Here is a 20688-nt window from a genome sequence, read left to right as displayed (position 1 = left end):
CCGGCCGACGCCCTCGTGTGCCGGCTGACGCCTGAAAGGACTCTCATGGCATGCGGTGGCCGCGGCCGGTCGGACGAGGTCGCAGCGACGGCCGACGCGACTCACCACCGACGCGCTCCTGCCGACAGGGTCCTCGCCGGCGCTGTCAGGGACAGGGGTCGCCCGGTCTCGATCGGTCACGGCGCGTCCGCCGCTCCGGTCAGCCGTGTGGGTGGGGAGAACACGATGTCCTCGGTCGCCACCCGTTCCACGGACGTGTCCGCGTAACCCAGTTCGGTGAGCCGGTCGAGCAGCTGGTCGACGAGGATCTCCGGCGCGCTCGCCCCGGCGCTCACGCCGACCGTGCTCACGCCGGCCAGCAACGTGGGGTCGAAGTGGGTCACGTCCGGCACCAGTTCGGCCCTGCCGCCGAGCCTGCGCGCCACCTCGACCATCCGGATCGAGTTGCTGGAGTTGGTCGAACCGACCACCAGCACCAGGTCGCACCGGTCCACGATGGCCCTGATGCCGTCCTGGCGGTTCTGGCTGGCGTAACAGATGTCGTCGGTGGCGGGCCCGCGCAGGTCGGTGAACCTGCGCTGGAGCACGGCGATGATGTCCTTCGTCTCGTCCACCGAGAGAGTGGTCTGGGTGAGGTAGGCGACCGGTGCGCCCGGGGGAAGGTCCAGTGCCTCCGCATCGGCAACCGTCTCGACGATGACCGTCTGTTCGGGAGCGTGCCCGTAGGTGCCCTCGACCTCCTCGTGGTCCGCGTGCCCGATCAGCAGCAACGTCCGCCCGTCGCGGGCGAACCGGCGGGCCTCCTGGTGCACCTTGGCCACCAGGGGGCAGGTCGCGTCGAGTACGTCCAGGCCGCGTGCGTCCGCGTTCTGCCGTACCTGAGGGGAGACACCGTGCGCGGAGAAGACACACACCGCGCCCTCCGGCACCTCCTGCTCGGAGCCGACGAACCGGACACCCCGGCGCTGGAACTCGCGCACCACGTAGTGGTTGTGCACGATCTCCTTGCGAACGTAGACCGGCGCGCCGTGCTGTTCCAGCGCGAGGTCGATGATGGCTATCGCCCGGCGTACCCCGGCACACAAACTCCGCGGCTCGGCCAGCAGGACCTGCTTACCGCCACTCATTCCCACTCCGTTCCGTGCCGCGACGTCCGCGTCGGAACGCCTGGCTCGTGTTGCCGAACAGGGCATCCGCGCCGGTCGGCAGAAACCGGGTCCTTCTCGGGAAGTCTTGTCCGCCGTTGGCTGCCGGCTTAATAGCCGGACCCGAATTCGGCCTTGGTGCCGCCGGGCGGCCACCACTCCGCAGGGTAGTCTAATCCAGACCTTACGCCGTGTTCTTTGGGGTTTTTCCTAAAGTCGAAGACGCTCACGCCGCGTCGTTGACACGACCAGGGTTGCCCTCCAGGATGGAGTCCGATAGCTGCCACATAATTCCGAAGCGACTCAACATTCCGGGTTTCGTGAGGGCGGCTCTCCATTTCGAACCGCGTATCTTCGCCAAAATGATGGCGAGCGCAGCGTAACGACCGAAGCAGGCCATTCGCAATGTCGTCGGCATCCGGGCTCTGGAGGAGTGACCGTGTCAAATCTGGATGAGCTTTCAAGTTCGCCTCGAACAGTGCTGGAGCCTCAGGATGAGGTGAGAATAGTCGGCCAGTACTACGACGACAAAACGGCCAGGCTTGTTCGCAAATACGGGCCTGGACCCAGGATTCACTATCATGTAGGTCACTACCCTTCCTCCCGAACGCCACTGGATGTTCACGATGCGACGCCGGATGCCATTCGTCGCAGCATACGGCTTCATCAAGAGGGTCTGCTGCGATATGCAGCCAAGATCTGGGGCGCTGAACACCGGCTGTCGGGGAGAATCCTGGATGTCGGCTGCGGTCTCGGCGGGGGTTCGCTCTTCTGGGCGCAGGAATACGGCGCCGACGTCACGGCGGTCACCAATGCGCCAGAACACGCGCCGATCGTTGAGGGTTTCGCGCGGGAATGCGGTGTGGACGGGAGGGTCCGGACACTGGTCTGCGATGCGATGCACCTCCCCCTGGACGGCCCCTACGACGCGGCGGTGGCAATCGAGAGCAGCGGATACTTCAACCGTCCGCAGTGGTTCGAGCGTCTGGCGCGCGTGATTCGTCCGGGCGGGAGTGTGTGCATCGAGGAAGTATTCATCACACGCCCTCACGGGGCCGATGTGTGGGCCGAGTACTTCTACACGAAACCGGCTACGGTGCGCGACTACGTAGAAGCCGCGCAGGCTGCGGGTTTCGAGTTGGTCGACGACGTCGACGCTACGTCGGAAACCGCGCCGTTCTGGGAGGAGAGCACCGCCTGGACACAGGCGGTACTGGACAGTGACAGCAGCCTTTCAGCAGTCGAGCGCCGACAGCTGAGGATATCTCTGATGGCGAACCAGGCGCTTGGTGCTGAATGGCGAGCGGGGGGCTTGCGGCTGGGTTTCCTGCGCTTCGAGCTGAAGTGAGCAAAGAGCAGGACATTCGACAGCCCCCGCAGCCACTCAGCCATGCTCAACGCGATGGACCTCCGCAAGCCGGCGGATTCTCGGGGCCCTCGCAACACCTGATGGCTTACATGGTCGGTCAGTGGATCACGCAGGCGCTCGGCTGGCGTTGCCCAGCCGAGCGCGGCGGGTTTCCGCCCGCCTTTCGATATGACTGCCGGACTCCAGGGCGGTTGACCGAGATCCTCGCGGTCGACCCGCAGGACCTACGGCGGCGTACCAGCACGATCTTTCGCGGGCCCACCGCCGGTACGGCCGAAGCACCTCCGGCTTCCGCCACCTTCACCACGATACGGAGTTCCTCATGACGCTCAAGCAGTCTCCCGCTCCCAGCGACGTCCGCAACGTGTACGACGGGTTCGGTCGGATCTACGGTTCCGCGTGGGGCCGCAATATCCACTACGGCTACTGGGAGAACGACGCCGACGACAGCTCCGTCGAGGTAGCCACCGACCGCCTGACCGACCTGATGATCTCAGGTCTCGCCGCGCAGGCCGGCCAGCGGGTTCTGGACATCGGCTGCGGCGTCGGCCATCCCGCGCGGCGGCTCGTCCGCGCTTGTGACGTGAACGTGGTGGGCATCACCGTCAGCCACATCCAGGTGGCGGAGGCCACGGAACTCACGGCCGAGGCCGGGCTCGCCGACCGGGCCACGTTCCAGTTCGCGGACGCGATGGACCTGCCCTTCCCCGACGGCTCGTTCGACGCGGCCTGGGCGTTCGAGTCGATGTGGCACATGCCCGACCGTGGCCAGGTGCTCTCCGAGGCCGCCCGCGTCCTGCGCCCCGGCGGTCGTCTCGCCGTCGCCGACGTCATCCAGCGCGACCCGGTCAGCCCTGAGGGACGCGTGGTCCTGGACCACATCTGCGAGAACTACGCGGTGCGCTCCTTGGGCACGGTGGACGAATACCGGGTGGCGCTGGCCGCCAACGGTTTCGTCGACGTGGAGATCCGTGACATCACCGACAACGTCATCCGTACCCTCAGTCTCATGGCCGACGCGTTTGGGACTGTCCGCGACCAGCTGTCCGATCTGGTCGGCGAGGAAAAGGCCAACTCGCTCATCGACTTCGTGCGTAGGTTCGGGGCCATCCCGGAGAGCGGCTACCTCTTCCTGACCGCGGTCCGCGCATGACCGCGGGCGCCGTCCCCGGTTCTCAGCTCGGCGTCTCATGCCGTAAGGCTGAGGTCGAGGTACTTCTTGACGCTTAAGGACACCGTCGAGTTCCTGTCATGGCTGCCGGCCGCCGACTGTGGCCGGCAGCCTGCTCGGCGTGGGCGGCGCGCGCTGAGCTGCTTCGAACAGGCTGTGCCGGTGGTCCCCTGGGCCACCGCCTGGACGGCCGCCGTCGAGCAGGGCGATGAGATTCGCGACGGAGCCCGGGTGGCCGGACTCGACGGTGACTGTCTCCAGGGCCGGCCGGCGGGGACGCGGCCGATCGTGCGCAAGGAACGCCCGCACCCGGGTGCCCGATGGTGATTCACCGACGCCGGCCTCGGCACCAACACCAAGGACATGCCGATCGCCGTACTCGAACGGCGTCACCGGCGGCACGCCAGAGCCGAGGACCGCATCCGCGCACCCGGCCTGCGCAACCTGGCTCTCCACGACACCACGCAGAACCGGATCCGGCTGGAGATCGTCCGGACCGCGCTCGGCCTGCCGGCCTGGATGCCGATGCCCGCCCTGACCGGCAAGGCCCACGTGGAACCCGGCACCCACTCGACGTGCAGGGCCATCACCAGTCCCACAAGCCGAAACGGCCCGCCAGTCGGACTGACGGGCCGTCACTGGATGCCGGGGTCAACCGGCATCCTGATCTGTGGAACCCGGGCTCCTCACCTTCCATGCCGTCGGAGAAGCACGTCAAGTGAGTTCTGCGGGGGACAACGTGTCGCTCGGATCTCCGGACGACTGCCCGGATGTCCGTCCCCGCTGCCGCACCCGCAGCTCGCTCAACGCCCGAAGCGGAAACACCGGCCGGTGACGTGGCGGCAGCCCTGGTGCCAGAGTCAGACCTGGCATCCTGCTGGCGATGGCCTGTATCGCGACCTCCAGTTCCAGGCGCGCGAATCCGGCTCCGAGGCAGAAATGGATGCCGTGCCCGAACGCGAGATGCGTGGCGGACCCACTGCCTGGACTGAACCCGGCCGGACATGCGTGGGAGCGACCGTCCCGGCCGGCCGCTCCGTACAGCAGAAGGAGTCGGCTCCCCGCGGCCAGGTGGACGTCGCCGACCACTACGTCATGGAGCGCGGTCCGGTACATGCCCGCCAGCGGACTGTCGAACCGCAACCCCTCCTCGACGAGGTCCCGTGTGGCGATCTTCCCGTCGGCCACCTCGGCCCAGCCGCCTGGTGACTGAAGCTGCTGGAAGACGATCGTGCCGAGCGCCTCTGCCACGGTCATGTGTCCCGCGAAGATCAGTGTGGGGACCTGGACGGAGACCTCGTCGGCGGTGAGCGTCTTGCCCGCCTTGCCGTCGTGGAGCAGTTCACTGATCAGGTCGTCCTGCGGTGAGGCGAGCCGCTCCTGCACGAGTGACCGGGCGAACGCTCCGAATTCCATCAGCCCACGGGCGTATTCACGCAGCCAGTCAGGATCGGTGTAGCTCTGCAACATCATGAGTTCGATGCGTTGCTCGGACCATGTGCGGCAGCGGTCGAAGTACTCGTCCGGGATCCCGAGACGCCGGCAGATCACCTCGAGGGAGTACGGAACGGCGAACTTTGCGATGAAGTCGAACTCCGCCGAGACCGCGGTCCGCTCGGCGAGGTCGGTGGCGATCGCACGGACCGTGGGTTCGAACGCTCTGACCCTGGCGGGCGTGAACCCGATGTTGAGTACTTCCCTGATCCTGGCGTGCTCGGGAGGGTCGAGTGAACCGACGGCCAGAGCACCGGCACCGCGCCAAGTCCGGAGCATCCGACTCACATCCTCGGGCAACGCGACCGAGGAGCGGGGGTTGTGGTCGCGCGCCGAGAAGTTCCGGTCGTCCCGCAGCACGGCAACCATGTCCTCGCGCCGGGTGACGCACCACGCGTCGAGCAAGGGGGCGTAGAACACCGGCTCTGTCTCTACGATGCCGGCCAGAAATGAATACGGGTCGTCGCGATGTGCGCCGTACGGGTCGAATGGCCTGCCTTCATGTAATTGACCAGAATCGACTGACACAGCCACTCCGCCTCTCAAGCTTTCGGTGAACAATTCTCGGCGATGACCAGTTGCGTTGTGTGATGTCCGCGTGCCCGATCAGCAGCGACGTCCGCCCGTCGCGGGCGAGCAGGCGGGCCTCCTGGTGGCACACACCGCGCCCTCCGGTATCTCTGGCTCGGAGCCGACGAACTCCGCGGCTCGGCCGGCAGGACCTGCTTACCGCCACTCATTCCCGCTCCGTTCCGTGCCGTGACGTCCACGTCGGAACGCCTGGCTCGCGTTGCCGAACAGGGCATCCGCTCCGGTCGGCAGAAACCGGGTTCTTCTCGGGAAGTCTTGTCCGCCGTTGGGCGCCGGCTTAATAGCCGGACTCGAATTCGGCCTTGGTGCCGCCCAGCGGCCACCACTCCGCAGGGTAGTCTAATCCAGGCCTTACGCCGTGTTCTTTGGGGTTTTTCCTAAAGTCGAAGACGCTCACGCTGAGTCGTTGACACGACAGGAGAGGTCGTTCAGGATGGCGGTCGGAACGACCATGCAAATTCTGGTGCGTCGCTCCAGGTTCGGATTGCGCGTAGACACGGGAGCTGTCTACGTATTGACCTGTGGCGATGTCGGTTGATCATGCGCTTTGCACAAGCTTTCGCCATCGGCGGTATGAGCGACAATCCAGCACAGTGATTTTCAGTGGTGCAATTCTCGAACCCCATGCGCGTAGGTTCTGACCAGTAATCGGGAAGGCGTGCGACCGGAGGAAAATCTCGATGAGCGCACTCGACACCTCGTCGACCGGGCTCCAAGCCTTCCTGCCGCCGAGGATGGTGCAGTCCACGGTATTGCCCGTCATGCGGCAGCAGGCTTCCGAACTGGAGCCGACCCTGGCCCGGATCTGCTCCTACCACCTCGGCTTCACCGACGAACACGGTGACGCCAGCAGTGCGGAGAGCGGCAAGCTGACCCGCTCCGCCCTCATGATGGCGGCGGCTGACGGAGTCGGCCTGCGGCCGGAGGACGTGCGGTGCCAGGCGGCAGCCCTGGAGCTGCTGCACAACTCGACCCTGATCCACGACGACATCATCGACGCGGACGAGTTGCGTCGCGGCCGTCCAGCCGCGTGGAAGGTGTTCGGTGCCGGCCTGGCCATCCTGGCCGGGGACGCGTTGCAGGCTCTTGGTCTGCGGATGGTCGTCGACGACCCCGGCCCCGGCCGTGCGGAGATCTCCAGTGTGTTCACCGAAGCTCTCGCTCGGGTTCTCGCGGGCCAGGCTCGCGAGCTCACCGTCCGGCTGGGTCCGGGCACCGGCATCGCGGAGTACGACCGGATCGTGGAGGACAAGACGTCCGCGCTGCTGGAGTGCGCACTGGTGACGCCCGCACTGCGGGCGGGCAGACCAGAACGCGTCCTGGCTGCCCTGCGCAGCGCGGGCAGGCATCTCGGCCTCGCTTTTCAGATCTTCAACGACGTCGAGGACATCTGGGGCGATCCCTCAGTGACCGGCAAGCCCGTCCGGAGCGACATCCTGCGGCGCAACCCGAGTTCTCCGGTACTGGCGGCCTTGTCCGCCGACAACCCGGTCGGCGAACGACTGCGCCGGCTGTGGCACGCCGACGGCACCACGGCAGCGTACCTGCAGGAGATGGCCGACCTCGTCGAGGAATCCGGCGGGCGGCACGCGGCCGAGCAGCTGTCCCGCAGTCATCTGGACTCGGCTCTGGAGTACCTCGGACGAGCCGAGCTGTCCCCGGCCGCGTCCACCGAACTGACCGCGTTGTTCGACCGCATCGTCCATCGCACGCCATGACCCGTACTCCCGACGGGGACGGCATCCGGATCGGAGTACATGATCATGGCCGGCACCCAGGACCCGACCAACCTGCCGCCGGTCGGCAGGTCTGCCTTCCTCATTTCCCGACGGACACCGGAGCGACGAGTTCCAGTACGTCGTGATCGTCTTCGACATGGTGGTCCGAACCTCGATTCCGGCGGAGGCCGTCAGTGAGTACCCCAGCTCAATTGCCTTTCGAGCAGACGAATGTGCTGCAACTCGCGCCAGGGCTGCGCACGCTCCAGTCCCAGGGCGCGGTCCATCGGGTTCGTACTGCCGAGGGCGACGAGGCGTGGCTGGTCACCGGTCATGCCTGGGTGAGGCAGTTGCTCGACGACGACCGGCTCAGCCGCTCGAATCCCGATCCGCAGGCAGCGGCGAAGGACAGCGGGTCGGCGCTACTCGCCGGCCTGCTGGGCGGCTTCGCCACGGACCACGCCCGGTTGCGTGCGCTGCTGGAGCCGCACTTCGCACCCGAGCGGATGCTGGCACTGCGGCCCTACGTCGAAAAACTGACCGGGCAGCTCCTGGACAAACTGGCCGGGCAGAAGCCACCGGTGGACCTGCGCCAGGCGTTGGCGCTGTCGCTGCCGATTCAGGTGATGTGCGAGTGGCTGGGTGTACCCCAGGAGGACAAGGACCGGTTCGGCAGCTGGACCCTGGACGCCGCCAACGTCGGGGACCCGGCCAGGTCCAAACAGGGGTTGGGCGAGCTGTTCGGCTATTGCAGGCGACTTGTCGCCGACAAACGGCAGAATCCGGGCGATGACGTGATCTCCAGGATCTGCGCGACCGAGGGGATCGACGACAACGAGGTCCTCGGGCTGACGGCGTTGTTGCTGTTCGGTGGTTACGAGACCACGGTGGCCCGGATCGGCACCTGCGTGTCGCTGTTGTTGGCCAACCCCGAACAGTGGCAGGCGTTGCTGGACGACCCGAGCCTCATTCCGGGCGCGGTCGAGGAAACCCTGCGGATGTCGATGCCGAACCCGCACAACGGCGGTATGCCCCGTTACGCGCTGACGGACTTCGAGATCGACGGGATCACCGTCCGGACCGGCGACTTCGTGCTGCTGAACATCATCGCGGCCAACCACGACGAGACGGCCTTCACCGACCCCGGCCGGGTCGATGTCACGCGCGACACCACGGACAGCCTCGTGTTCGGACACGGCGCGTACCACTGCGTCGGCGCGATGCTGGCCCGGATGCAGCTCCAGGTGGTGCTCACCCAACTCGTCGCACGATTCCCGTCCATGCGTCTGGCTGTCGGTGTGGAGGAGCTGAGTCTGCGCCACAACACGCTGATCGGCGGGTTGGTCCAACTTCCGGTGACATGGTGATCGGATCCTGATGCTGCACAGAATATCTACAGACGTCGTCACGAAGAGCCCGAATTCAGTCCGCGCATATCTCCTGTTGATGCGACTGGACAGGCCCACGGGGTACGTGCTCTACCTGCTTCCAGGACTGTGGGCTGCCGTCCTCGCCTCCGATCGACGACCGGACCTCCTGGCGGTGGTGGTTCTCGCCGTCGCCGCGGTGCTGGTGCGCGGCGCGGCCTGCGCGGTCAACGATGCGGTCGACAGGGACGTCGACGCCCGAGTCGCCCGCACCGTGTCGCGTCCGGTCGCGTCGGGGACGATCAGCGTCGGGAACGCACTCCTGTTCGCCGCCGCACAGGGCGTGGTCGCGCTGCTGGTCCTGGCGGTGGCGAACGTGGAGACAGCCCTGGTCGCCGGGGCCTCGTACCCGTTGATCGTCGCGTACCCCTACATGAAGCGCATCTTCTTCTGGCCCTCGGCGTTCCTGGCGCTGGTCATGAGTGTCTACGTGCTGATCGGCTGGACGGCGGTGACCGGGAGCTTCGACTACCCGCTCGCGGTGTACGGCCTGTACGCCTGCGGGGCCTTCTGGACCCTGATCCACGACGCGATCTACTCCCATCAGGACAAGGAGTACGACCGGAACATCGGCGTCAAGTCCTCCGCTCTGCTGTTCGGCAAGGCCACCAAGGCATGGCTGGCGATCTTCGTCGTGCTCAGCGTCGGCGGTGTGCTGTGGGCCGGTTCCCGGACGTCGATGGGGTGGGCGTTCTACCTGATCGTCATGCTCGCGGGAATCTTTCTGTCCCATCTGCTCGTACGCGTGGACCTGGATGATCCGAAGAAGTGCTGGGACGCCTTTGTCGCCAACACCTACTTCGGCTGGATCCTTCTCGCGGCCGTGGTGGCAGGGCAGTTCACATGAAGGATGAGCTGCGTGTGACAGATTCGATGTGGCAGGGGAGCGGCGTCGACCTGGACGCCTACCTGACCCGCGTGGGTTACCGGGGCGACGTGGCTGCGGACCTCTCCACGCTGCGGGGCCTGCACGCCGCCCACGTCGACGCGATCGCCTTCGACAACCTCGACGCGCTGCTCGGGCGCACGGCGGTGCCGCTGGACCTGGACAGTGTCCAGGAGAAGATCGTGCGGCAGGGCCGCGGCGGCTGGTGCCTGGAACAGGTCGTCCTGATGGCAGCAGTGCTGGACCGGATCGGCTTCACGTTCTCGGCGTTCGCGGGAAGAACACGGATCCGCACCGGGAACAGATTCGGTCCCGCACTCCACGTAGCCCTGTGCGTGGAGCTCGACGACGAACGCTGGCTCTTCGACGTGAGTTTTGGCGCATATGGGCCGCACGCCCCCATCCGCCTCGCCGAGAACGCGCGGCTGGAGGGGGATTGGCCCTTCGACCTGGTGCGGGAACCAAATGGTGAACACGTGCTGCGGTGCCTGCGACCTGAGGGTCCGGCAGAGCTCTACGGTTTCACCACCGACGCACGCTATCCGTCGGACTTCGAGCTCCTCAACCACTTCTGCCTCACGCATCCGCGCTCGCCGTTCAACCACCGGATGGTCCTTCAGCGCACACAGCCCGAAGTGAGGCACCTCCTCGCCGGCAGCACTCTCACGGAAATACGTCCCGCAGAGCCGGCGACCATCCGGGAACTCGACAAGGACGAGATGCTTTCCGCTCCCGAGGAGATCTTCGGGATCACCTTGGAACCGGGCGACGTCCAAGCGCTCTCGAAAATCTTGGACGGTCCGTGATGCGTACCTTGCTGCTGGACAACTACGACTCGTACACCTTCAACCTGTACCAGTTGATCGCCGACATCAACGGCCAGGAGCCGGTCGTCATGGCCAACGACGATCCGTCGTTGTCCGGCCTGCGGCTGGAGGACTTCGACAACATCGTGGTCTCACCCGGCCCTGGACGGCCGCAGAACCCCCGCGACGTCGGTCTCCTCGGCGACCTGCTGCGCCGCACCACCCTGCCCGTGCTGGGCGTCTGCTTCGGCCATCAGTTGATCGCGCACCTGGCCGGAGCGTCGGTGGTCGCCGCGCCCGAACCGAGACACGGGCACCTCGCCAAGGTCTCCCACGAGGGAGATCCCCTGTTCGCCGGAATTCCGCGTGAATTCGTCGCGGTCCGCTACCACTCGCTGTGCGTGCAGGAACCCCTGCCCGAGGAACTCGTCGCCACCGCGTGGGCGGACGACGGTGTGATCATGGCGTTGCGTCACCGCGATCTGCCGCAGTGGGGCGTGCAGTTCCACCCCGAGTCGATCGCTTCCCAGTACGGGCGTGAGATCCTGCAGAACTTCGCCGAGCTGACCCGCCGGACGCAGCATGGACAACGACCGTCCGTCACCGTCACCGACACCGCACATTCCGACGACACGCCCGGCGGGGTCGAGGGACTGGGAATCATCTGCACGGTCGTGTCGACCGCCGCCGATTCCGAGGCCATTTTCCTCAAGCTCTTCGACAACGTCCCGTACTGCTTCTGGCTGGACAGCAGCCGGGTGGAGGAAGGGCTGTCCCGGTTCTCGTTCCTCGGCGACACGTCAGGTCCGCTCAGCGAGGTCCTGACCTACCGCACCGGCAGCGGGACCGTGGAAGTACGCGATGCGAACGGCGTCCGCCTCGTCACCGGCAGCGTGTTCGACGTCCTCGAGCAGCGGCTGCGCGAACGGCGCATCCCCGATACGGACCTGCCGTTCGACCTGACCGGCGGCTACGTCGGCTACTTCGGCTACGAACTCAAGGCCGAGTGCGGGGCCACGGCCCGCCACACCGCCGAAACGCCCGACGCCGTCTGGATGTTCGCCGATCGCGTCGTCGCGGTCGACCACCAGGAGGGACTGACCTACCTGGTGGCCGTCCACGACGAGAAGGCCCGGCGCGACGCGCAGGAGTGGGTGGACCGGACGTCCGCGCTCCTGACGGACCTGAACCCGGCCGACGCCGAGCCGCCGGGCGACCCTGCCGCAGGCCCTCCCCCGAACGCCGAGGAACACCTCGGCCGCGACCGGAGCCAGTACCTGGCGGACATCACGGAGTGCCGACGGCAGCTGAACCGGGGCGAGAGCTACGAGATCTGCCTGACCAACAAGGTGCACCTGCCGTTCCATGACGACGACACGTCCTTCTACCTGAGGCTGCGCCGGGCGAACCCGGCACCGTACGCCGCGCTCCTACGCCTCGGCGACGTCACGGTCTTCAGCTCCTCGCCGGAGCGGTTCCTGCGTATCGAGAGAGACCGCACGGTCACCAGCAAGCCGATCAAGGGCACAGCCCCTCGCGATGCCGACCCGGTGCGCGACGCCGAACTGGCCGCCACCCTCGCCTCCAGCGCCAAGACACAGGCCGAGAACCTGATGATCGTCGACCTGTTGCGCAACGACCTGGGCCGGGTGTGTGAGGTGGGCAGCATCGAGGTCGACCCGTACCTGGCGGTCGAGAGCTACGAGACCGTGCACCAACTGGTCTCCACGGTTCGCGGACGGCTCGCCGACGGGGTGAGCGCGACGGACTGCGCCCGGCAGTGCTTCCCGGGCGGCTCGATGACCGGAGCGCCGAAGCTGCGCACCATGGAGATCATCGACGGCCTGGAGACGGAGGCCCGGGGTGTCTACTCCGGCGCCCTCGGCTACTTCGGCCTCTCCGGCGGCACGGAGCTGAACATCGTGATCCGCACCGCGGTCCGCGTCGGTGACCGGTTGACCATCGGAGCCGGCGGAGCGATCGTGCTCGACTCCGACCCGCATGACGAGTACGAGGAGATGCTGCTCAAGGCGGCAGCGTCGCTCCGCGCCTGGCGTGCGCCGACGGTGTCGGACATGGGCGGCTCCCAGCGATGAACACAGCGATGAACACAGCGACAGACCAGGGCGTCCGCCGGTGGTGGGACGCCGATGGCGGATGGTCGACGGCCGACGCCGCCGGGACGGTGCTGGTCGCCGACTCCTGGCTCGTGGACGAGGGACAGGTGCGGGGACTCGGCCGACACGCCGGACGCTTCGGTTCGGCCTGCGACCGGTTCTCCGGACCGGCAGCGGAACACACGAACCGGTTCCTGCGGGCGGTCGCCGAGTCGCTGCCCGCCCGAGGCCGATGGTTTCCTCGCGTCGAACTCGTGGAGACCGGACCGGGAACGCGGCTGCGGATGTGGCTGCGCCCCGCGCCACCGCGCACCACGACCGTCCGGTTGTGGACCGCGGCGGGACCCGACCGACGGCGGCTGCCGGCCGTCAAGGGCGCCGACCTGGACCACCTGGCTTCCCTGCGCGCTGCCGCGGCTGCGGCGGGAGCCGACGAGGCGCTGCTGGTCTCGCCGGAAGGCCACGTGCTCGAAGGGGCGTCCACGAGCATCGTCTGGTGGCGGAACGACATGCTGTGCGGGCCACCACCCGGCCCTGGCCTGCTTCCCGGAATCACCCGCGCGCTGCTCGGCGAGCTCGCCGGTACGGCAGGGCACCAGGTCGTCACCGAGCAGGCCACTGCGGCGGATCTCACCGGCGTACCCGTCTGGACGCTGAACGCCCTGCACGGCATCCGGCCGGTCACCGAGGGTCTGGGCCGGTTCCAGGACACGGACGCCGCGGCTGCCGAGCGCTGGCAGTCACGCCTGGCTGCGCTCGCCGTTCCGGTCGGCGCCGCCCTGATTCCCGAGGTGAACCCATGAGGGAGGTTTCCCGATGACCGCGGCACGTGAAGAGCCCGCGTACGAGCGCGACTTGCTGGTGCAGCTGACGCGCCGCTGGGGGAAGCGAGTGGCCGTCAAGAAGGACGAGCTCGACCTCGACGGTCACTTCGACGCGGCGCTGCCGGACTTCCCCGAACACCTCGTCCCGGTGCTGGTCCTGCCGGGTGCCGACCGGCTCGACCGGGACGCTCGCGAGCGCATCCTGTCCGCGGCGTGGATCGCCTACAACGCCAAGACCGCGGCCATCGAGGACGAGATCATCCTGCCGGCCTGCCGGCTGATGCTCCAGGAACGGATCCCCGTCCGCCGCGACGACGTCGCCGTCGACGCGCTGCACCAGACGATCATCGATGAGCACTACCACATCCTGATGTGCCACAACGCCGTCGGTGTCACCCGCAGGCGGCGCGACCTGGCGGACGTACGGTTCGCGCCGGATGTCTGGTCGGTCGTCCAGGGACGGGACGCGGTCCGCGCCAGGCTGTCCGGGTTCGACCGCGACATCGTCGACATCGCGTTCTCCCTGGCCGCCGAGACGACGATCAGCGGGTTCCTCTCCGCACTCGCCACCGCCCAGGAGATCCAGCCGATGAACCGGATCACCACCGATCTGCACCGGCGGGACGAGGGCGGACACGCGGTGGTGTTCCGCGAGTTGTGCGGCTCGCTCTACCGGAACCTGGACGGCGCACAGCAGCGGATGTTCCGCGAAGCACTCGTCACCGGACTGACCGCGTTCCGCTCCGCGGACCTGGAACCCTGGGTGACCGTGGCGGCCCAGGGCGGCTTCGAGATCGACACCGGTCAGCTGAGCGAGTGGGCCGCATCCCGTCCCGTACCCGCGCGGGACACCGGACCGTTGCAGCTGCTGCTCGACGACCTGGGCATCAGCCACGACCTCGTCGAGACGGTCCGGCGCTGACCGCCCGCACCGCCCAGCCATGAGAAGCGGACGGAGATCATGTTGACCCGCACCGGCGAAGCCGCCGCGCACTGGCGGACACTCGTCGCCCACCAGCGGCCGGAGTGGCCCAGCCAGGCCGAGCTCGGCGACGTGGCGGATCACCTGGCGGCCCAGCTCCCGTTGGTCACGCCACAGGAGTGCGACATGCTCACCGCACGACTCGCCCAGGCGGCAGAAGGCAAGGCGTTCCTGCTCCAGGGGGGCGACTGCGCCGAACGCTTCGACCGCCTCTCGATGCAGGCGATCCACAGCAAACTGCGCCTCCTGCAGCAGATGGCCGTGATCCTGACGTACGCGTCGGCGGTGCCGGTGGTCACGGTGGGCCGGATCGCCGGACAGTACGCGAAGCCCCGGTCCCGGCCGACCGAGACCGTCGACGGGCGCACGCTCCCGGTCTACCGTGGCGATGCGGTGAACGGCATCGGCTTCAGCCAGGCCGAACGACGGCCGGACCCGGCCCGGCTCCTTCGGATGTACGACGCTTCGCGCCACACCCTGGACGTCATGCGCGCATTCACCCGTGACGGCACCGACCTGCACCGGCTGTACAAGGAGAACCAGGACTTCGTCTCACGCTCGCCTGCCGGTGAACGCTACGACGAACTCGCCGGCCGAATCGGCCGGGCACTGTCCTCCGAGGACGCGTGCGACGGCGATCCACCCCGCACCACGGAGTTGTTCACCAGCCACGAGGGACTGCTGCTCGACTACGAAGCCGCGCTGACCCGCCACCACCCGCGTTCCGGCCGAAGGTACGCGGGCAGCGGCCACATGCTGTGGATCGGCGACCGCACCAGACAGCTCGACGGCGCCCACGTCGCCTACTTCGCGACCATCGACAACCCGATCGCGGTGAAGTTGGGTCCTGCCACCACGCCCGCGCAGGCACTGGCCCTGATCGACCGCCTCGACCCCGATCGGCGGCCGGGCCGGCTGACGTTCATCGTGCGCATGGGAGCGCACCGCGTGCGGGACCTGCTGCCGGAGCTCGTGGAGAAGGTCACCGCTTCCGGCGCGCCGGTGGTGTGGGTGTGCGATCCGATGCACGGCAACACCTTCGAGGCGCCCAGCGGACACAAGACCAGGCGGTTCGACGACATCCTCGCCGAGGTCGCCGGCTTCTTCGAGGTGCACGAGGCACTCGGCACCCACGCAGGCGGACTGCACGTGGAGCTGACCAGCGAGGACGTGACCGAGTGCGTCGGCGGCGGCGCCGAACTGGGTTTCGACGACCTGCACCGCAGGTACGAGTCGGCGTGCGACCCGCGCCTCAACGGCGACCAGGCGCTTGACCTGGCCTTCCTGGTCGCCGAGATGTTCACCCCAGGAGCGACCGGCGTCGTGGCGCCGGACGCGGCGGTGAATGCCGCGGCCTGGAGCGCACGTCACAGCGGTTCTCCCGCCTCGTTCGGCGCGTGAAGGATGCGGAACCTGGACCAACGGAAGGAATTGCGCGAAAACCGTTATGGGACCCCCGGCCCAAGGTCCCGGAGAAGTCCCAGAGATGCCGCCGCACCCGTCCCTGACCCGCTGAGTAGCGGGTCGGGCAAGGTGTGGCGGCGTTCGCACATCAGATGTTCCGGAACGTCTCGATCTGCGCACCCACCGTGTTGAGCCGCTCGGCCAGATCCTCGTAGCCGCGGTTGATGACGTACACGTTCCGCAGCACCGACGTGCCCTCGGCCGCCATCATCGCCAGCAGTACGACCACGGCGGGCCGCAGCGCGGGCGGGCACATCATCTCGGCGGCGCGCCAGCGGGTGGGGCCCTCCACCAGGACCCGGTGCGGGTCGAGGAGCTGGAGCCGGCCGCCGAGCCGGTTCAGGTCGGTGAGGTAGATGGCCCGGTTGTCGTAGACCCAGTCGTGGATCAGCGTCTTGCCCTGCGCGGAGGCCGCGATGGCCGCGAAGAAGGGGACGTTGTCGATGTTCAGGCCGGGGAACGGCATTGGGTGGATCTTGTCGATCGGCGCCTCCAGTTTGGAGGGCCGCACGGTCAGGTCCACCAGCCGGGTGCGGCCGTTGTCGGCCACGTACTCGGGTGTGCGGTCGTGGTCGAGGCCCATCTCCTCCAGCACCGCGAGTTCGATCTCCAGGAACTCGATCGGCACGCGCCGGACCGTGAGTTCGGACTCGGTGACCACCGCCGCGGCGACCAGGCTCATCGCCTCGACCGGGTCCTCGGAGGGGGAGTAGTCCACGTCGACGTCGATGGTGGGCACGCCGTGCACGGTGAGGGTGGTGGTGCCGATGCCCTCGACCTCGACGCCGAGCGCCTCCAGGAAGAAGCAGAGGTCCTGGACCATGTAGTTGGAGGAGGCGTTGCGGATGACCGTGACGCCGTCGTGGCGGGCGGCGGCGAGCAGGGCGTTCTCGGTCACGGTGTCGCCGCGCTCGGTCAGGACGATGGGCCGGTCGGGGGCGACCGACCGGTCCACCACGGCGTGGTAGTACCCCTCCGTGGCGGTGACGTCCAGCCCGAACCGGCGCAGCGCGATCATGTGCGGCTCGACGGTGCGCGTGCCGAGGTCGCAACCGCCCGCGTACGGCAGCCTGAAGCGGTCCGCGCGGTGCAGCAGCGGACCGAGGAACATGATGATGGACCGCGTACGGCGGGCCGCCTCGGCGTCGATGGCGTCCAGGTCGAGGCCGGCGGGCGGCACGATCTCCAGATCGACACCCTCGTTGATCCACCGGGTCCGCACACCGATCGAGCCGAGCACCTCCAGCAGGCGGTACACCTCCTCGATCCGGGCGACCCGGCGCAGGACCGTGCGTCCGCTGTTCAGCAGCGAGGCGCACAGCAGGGCCACGCAGGCGTTCTTGCTCGTCTTCACGTCGATGGCGCCGGAGAGCCGACGGCCGCCGACCACCCGGAGGTGCATGGGGCCCGCATAGCCCAGCGACACGATCTCGCTGTCGAGGGCTTCACCGATTCGGGCGATCATCTCAAGGCTGAGGTTCTGATTGCCGCGCTCGATGCGGTTGACGGCGCTCTGACTGGTGCCGAGTGCCTCCGCGAGCTGCGCCTGGGTCCAGCCCCGGTGTTGCCGGGCGTCACGGATGAGCTTGCCGATGCGTACGAGGTAGTCGTCGGACATGAGGCCGAGGTTATCTCAGATATGAGATGGCGCCTCTTGGGGGGCCTGTTCGGGTGACGGGGGTGATGGGGGTGGCGGGAGTGTCGGGGTGCGGGTGGGGGCCGTGGGCGCGGCGGCCGGTGTGTCGGGCGGGCGCGCCGGCCGGGCGTGATCCGGGTCTCGCATGACCATCCGGCGCCCATGTACTAGAGTTATCTCGACATCGAGATATCTGCCGAGGCGCACCGCAGCCGCCCCGGCGGTAAGGGTTAACTAACTTAGCCTTACCTAACCGAACCGGCCGAGGCATCGTGGCGGCAGGATTGCGGTGGTACGCGCACATCAATGAAGGAGACTGTCGTGTCGGCGAACAGCTTCGACGCCCGCAGCACGCTGCAGGTGGGCGACGAGTCGTACGAGATCTTCCGGCTGGACAAGGTGGAGGGCTCGGCCCGCCTGCCGTACAGCCTCAAGGTCCTGCTGGAGAACCTGCTCCGCACCGAGGACGGCGCGAACATCACCGCCGACCACATCCGCGCCCTCGGCGACTGGGACTCCCAGGCCCAGCCGTCGCAGGAGATCCAGTTCACGCCGGCCCGCGTGATCATGCAGGACTTCACCGGCGTGCCCTGTGTCGTCGACCTCGCCACCATGCGCGAGGCCGTCAAGGAGCTCGGCGGCGACCCGGCGAAGATCAACCCGCTGGCCCCGGCCGAGCTGGTCATCGACCACTCCGTCATCGCCGACAAGTTCGGCACGAGCGACGCCTTCAAGGCGAACGTCGAGCTGGAGTACGGCCGCAACAAGGAGCGCTACCAGTTCCTGCGCTGGGGCCAGACCGCCTTCGACGAGTTCAAGGTCGTCCCGCCGGGCACCGGCATCGTGCACCAGGTGAACATCGAGCACCTGGCCCGTACGGTCATGGTCCGGAACGGCCAGGCGTACCCCGACACCCTGGTCGGCACCGACTCGCACACCACCATGGTCAACGGCCTCGGCGTGCTGGGCTGGGGCGTCGGCGGCATCGAGGCCGAGGCCGCGATGCTCGGCCAGCCGGTCTCGATGCTCATCCCGCGGGTCGTCGGCTTCAAGCTCACCGGCGAGCTGCCCGCCGGCACCACCGCCACGGACCTCGTCCTCACCATCACCGAGATGCTCCGCAAGCACGGTGTGGTCGGCAAGTTCGTCGAGTTCTACGGCGAGGGCGTGTCCGCCACCTCCCTCGCCAACCGCGCCACCATCGGCAACATGTCGCCGGAGTTCGGCTCCACCGCCGCGATCTTCCCGATCGACGACGAGACCCTGAACTACCTCAGGCTCACCGGCCGCTCCGAGCAGCAGGTCGCGCTCGTCGAGGCGTACGCCAAGGAGCAGGGCCTGTGGCTGGACCCGAAGGCCGAGCCGGACTTCTCCGAGAAGCTCGAGCTGGACCTGTCCACCGTCGTCCCGTCCATCGCCGGCCCGAAGCGCCCGCAGGACCGTATCGTCCTCGCCGCCGCCGCCGAGCAGTTCAAGACGGACGTACGCAACTACGTCGACATCGTCGACGAGGCGGGCAAGGAGTCCTTCCCGGCTTCCGACGCCCCCGCCGTCCACAACGGCGTCCCGACCAACCCGGTCCCGGTCACCGCCCCCGACGGCACGACCTACGAGCTGGACCACGGTGCGGTGACGGTCGCGGCCATCACCTCCTGCACCAACACCTCCAACCCGTACGTCATGGTCGCCGCCGCGCTCGTCGCGAAGAAGGCCGTGGAGAAGGGCCTGACCCGCAAGCCGTGGGTCAAGACCACCCTGGCCCCGGGCTCCAAGGTCGTCACCGACTACTTCGACAAGGCGGGCCTGACCCCGTACCTCGACAAGGTGGGCTTCAACCTCGTCGGCTACGGCTGCACCACCTGCATCGGCAACTCCGGCCCGCTGCCGGAGGAGGTCTCCAAGGCCGTCAACGACCACGACCTCGCCGTCACCTCGGTCCTGTCCGGCAACCGGAACTTCGAGGGCCGCATCAACCCCGACGTCAAGATGAACTACCTGGCGTCGCCGCCGCTGGTCGTCGCCTACGCCATCGCCGGCTCCATGAAGGTGGACATCACCAAGGACGCCCTGGGCACCGACCAGGACGGCAACCCGGTCTTCCTGAAGGACATCTGGCCCTCCGAGGCCGAGGTCAACGAGGTCGTGGCGAGCGCCATCGGCGAGGACATGTTCAACAAGTCCTACTCCGACGTCTTCGCGGGCGACGCCCAGTGGCAGGCGCTGCCGATCCCGACCGGCAACACCTTCGAGTGGGACGCGGAGTCGACGTACGTCCGCAAGCCCCCGTACTTCGAGGGCATGGGCATGGACCCGGAGCCGGTCTCCGACATCACCGGCGCCCGGGTGCTCGCCAAGCTGGGCGACTCGGTCACCACCGACCACATCTCCCCGGCCGGTGCGATCAAGGCCGACACCCCGGCGGGCCAGTACCTCACCGAGCACGGTGTCGAGCGCCGCGACTTCAACAGCTACGGCTCCCGCCGCGGCAACCACGAGGTCATGATCCGCGGTACGTTCGCCAACATCCGCCTGCGCAACCAGATCGCGCCGGGCACCGAGGGCGGCTACACGCGTGACTTCACGCAGGAGGGCGCCCCGGTCTCCTTCATCTACGACGCCTCGCGCAACTACATCGAGCAGGGCATCCCGCTGGTCGTCCTGGCCGGCAAGGAGTACGGCTCCGGTTCGTCCCGCGACTGGGCCGCCAAGGGCACGGCCCTCCTCGGCGTCAAGGCCGTCATCGCCGAGTCGTACGAGCGCATCCACCGCTCGAACCTCATCGGCATGGGCGTCCTGCCGCTGCAGTTCCCGGAGGGCGCCTCGGCCGGATCCCTCGGCCTGACCGGTGAGGAGACCTTCTCCTTCACCGGCGTGGAGGAGCTCAACAACGGCACCACCCCGCGCACGGTCAAGGTCACCACCGACACGGGCGTGGAGTTCGACGCGGTCGTCCGCATCGACACCCCCGGTGAGGCCGACTACTACCGCAACGGCGGCATCATGCAGTACGTGCTGCGCAGCCTGATCCGCAAGTAGAAGATCAGGTACGGCGGTTGGG

The 20688-nt window shown here is 67.8% G+C and carries 14 protein-coding genes and 1 pseudogene; 12 read left to right on the top strand and 3 right to left on the bottom strand.

Going from position 1 to position 20688, the window contains the following annotated elements:
* Positions 1 to 176: 176 nt before the first annotated feature.
* Complete coding sequence (gene ispH, locus ACFYMU_RS05080; protein ID WP_388367932.1) at positions 177 to 1127, bottom strand: 4-hydroxy-3-methylbut-2-enyl diphosphate reductase; 951 nt, start codon at positions 1125 to 1127, stop codon at positions 177 to 179.
* A 457-nt stretch (positions 1128 to 1584) separates the two neighbouring features.
* On the opposite strand from ispH, the gene ACFYMU_RS05075 reads away from it, so the two are divergent.
* From ACFYMU_RS05075 to ACFYMU_RS05065, 3 genes and pseudogenes are all read left to right on the top strand, one after another.
* Complete coding sequence (locus tag ACFYMU_RS05075; protein ID WP_388367929.1) at positions 1585 to 2493, top strand: SAM-dependent methyltransferase; 909 nt, start codon at positions 1585 to 1587, stop codon at positions 2491 to 2493.
* A 343-nt stretch (positions 2494 to 2836) separates the two neighbouring features.
* The gene (locus tag ACFYMU_RS05070; protein WP_388367926.1) at positions 2837 to 3667 is read left to right on the top strand and encodes a methyltransferase domain-containing protein; all 831 of its coding nucleotides are present in this window, start codon (positions 2837 to 2839) and stop codon (positions 3665 to 3667) included.
* An 81-nt stretch (positions 3668 to 3748) separates the two neighbouring features.
* Positions 3749 to 4240: pseudogene (locus ACFYMU_RS05065) on the top strand (IS1380 family transposase); the annotation flags it as partial.
* A gap of 159 nt (positions 4241 to 4399) precedes the next feature.
* On the opposite strand, the gene ACFYMU_RS05060 reads toward ACFYMU_RS05065, so the two are convergent.
* The gene (locus ACFYMU_RS05060; RefSeq protein WP_388367923.1) at positions 4400 to 5740 is read right to left on the bottom strand and encodes a cytochrome P450; all 1341 of its coding nucleotides are present in this window, start codon (positions 5738 to 5740) and stop codon (positions 4400 to 4402) included.
* Between the two features lie 710 nt (positions 5741 to 6450).
* Here ACFYMU_RS05060 and ACFYMU_RS05055 point away from each other — a divergent pair.
* The 8 genes from ACFYMU_RS05055 (at position 6451) to ACFYMU_RS05020 (ending at position 15931) form a co-directional block, all read left to right on the top strand.
* Complete coding sequence (locus ACFYMU_RS05055) at positions 6451 to 7488, top strand: polyprenyl synthetase family protein (protein WP_388367920.1); 1038 nt, start codon at positions 6451 to 6453, stop codon at positions 7486 to 7488.
* A gap of 212 nt (positions 7489 to 7700) precedes the next feature.
* Positions 7701 to 8855, top strand: coding sequence for a cytochrome P450 (locus ACFYMU_RS05050; protein ID WP_388367918.1), 1155 nt, complete (start codon positions 7701 to 7703; stop codon positions 8853 to 8855).
* Positions 8856 to 8934: 79 nt separating this feature from the next.
* A complete protein-coding gene (locus tag ACFYMU_RS05045; protein WP_388367915.1) occupies positions 8935 to 9762 on the top strand; it encodes a 4-hydroxybenzoate octaprenyltransferase in 828 nt (275 codons plus the stop codon).
* Between the two features lie 14 nt (positions 9763 to 9776).
* On the top strand, positions 9777 to 10607 hold the full coding sequence (locus ACFYMU_RS05040) for an arylamine N-acetyltransferase (RefSeq protein WP_388367913.1): 831 nt from the start codon (positions 9777 to 9779) through the stop codon (positions 10605 to 10607).
* Positions 10607 to 12703: an aminodeoxychorismate synthase component I gene (pabB, locus tag ACFYMU_RS05035; protein ID WP_388368011.1), complete on the top strand. Its 2097-nt coding sequence runs from the start codon at positions 10607 to 10609 to the stop codon at positions 12701 to 12703. Before ACFYMU_RS05040 ends, pabB begins: the two co-directional genes overlap by 1 nt.
* Before the next feature lie 8 nt (positions 12704 to 12711).
* Positions 12712 to 13527 carry an aminotransferase class IV gene (locus ACFYMU_RS05030; protein ID WP_388367911.1) on the top strand — a complete coding sequence of 272 codons (816 nt, stop codon included), beginning with the start codon at positions 12712 to 12714 and terminating at the stop codon, positions 13525 to 13527.
* Between the two features lie 13 nt (positions 13528 to 13540).
* Complete coding sequence (locus ACFYMU_RS05025) at positions 13541 to 14470, top strand: diiron oxygenase (protein WP_388367909.1); 930 nt, start codon at positions 13541 to 13543, stop codon at positions 14468 to 14470.
* 39 nt (positions 14471 to 14509) lie between these two features.
* Complete coding sequence (locus ACFYMU_RS05020; protein WP_388367906.1) at positions 14510 to 15931, top strand: class II 3-deoxy-7-phosphoheptulonate synthase; 1422 nt, start codon at positions 14510 to 14512, stop codon at positions 15929 to 15931.
* 151 nt (positions 15932 to 16082) lie between these two features.
* Here ACFYMU_RS05020 and ACFYMU_RS05015 read toward each other — a convergent pair whose 3' ends face one another.
* Positions 16083 to 17612, bottom strand: coding sequence for a helix-turn-helix domain-containing protein (locus tag ACFYMU_RS05015; protein WP_388367903.1), 1530 nt, complete (start codon positions 17610 to 17612; stop codon positions 16083 to 16085).
* Between the two features lie 339 nt (positions 17613 to 17951).
* Between ACFYMU_RS05015 and acnA the strand changes: the two genes are divergently transcribed.
* Complete coding sequence (gene acnA, locus ACFYMU_RS05010) at positions 17952 to 20666, top strand: aconitate hydratase AcnA (protein ID WP_388367901.1); 2715 nt, start codon at positions 17952 to 17954, stop codon at positions 20664 to 20666.
* The last annotated feature ends 22 nt before the right edge of the window (positions 20667 to 20688 follow it).

The sequence above is a fragment of the Streptomyces sp. NPDC007264 genome (genome assembly GCF_042869095.1).
Taxonomy (GTDB): domain Bacteria; phylum Actinomycetota; class Actinomycetes; order Streptomycetales; family Streptomycetaceae; genus Streptomyces.
The sequence above is the reverse complement of the archived record's forward strand: the minus strand, read 5'-3'. Positions and strand labels throughout refer to the sequence as shown.